The organism is Psychrobacter sp. TB20-MNA-CIBAN-0197 (genome assembly GCF_040309765.1).
Lineage (GTDB): Bacteria > Pseudomonadota > Gammaproteobacteria > Pseudomonadales > Moraxellaceae > Psychrobacter > Psychrobacter submarinus.
This window is the reverse complement of record NZ_JBEOPC010001481.1, coordinates 1-231: the sequence shown is the minus strand read 5'-3', so window position 1 is coordinate 231 and position 231 is coordinate 1. Positions and strand designations below refer to the sequence as shown.

The 231-nt window shown below is 47.2% G+C and carries 1 protein-coding gene; it reads right to left on the bottom strand.

The genetic code is table 11. The features are described from left to right. Positions 1 to 231 (bottom strand): MBL fold metallo-hydrolase (locus AAEY83_RS18900; protein ID WP_502945236.1); only part of this gene is annotated, 231 nt, incomplete at both ends.

Sequence of the window (231 nt, the reverse complement as noted above, 5' to 3'; positions counted from 1 at the left end):
TCTTCATTCAGCTCATCCACGATCATAAAATGTGCAGGCAGCACAATCAATTCTGCCGAAAGCGCCGTATATCGTGTATAAAGGGTTTCCCTCAAATCACCTACCCAGTCCTCCGCCATACCGGCTAGGTCAGGTCGTCCGATCGAATCAATGAACAAAATATCACCTGAAAGGAGGTAACGGCCGTCTACGATAAAAGAGGTTGAACCAATCGTATGGCCCGGTGAATAA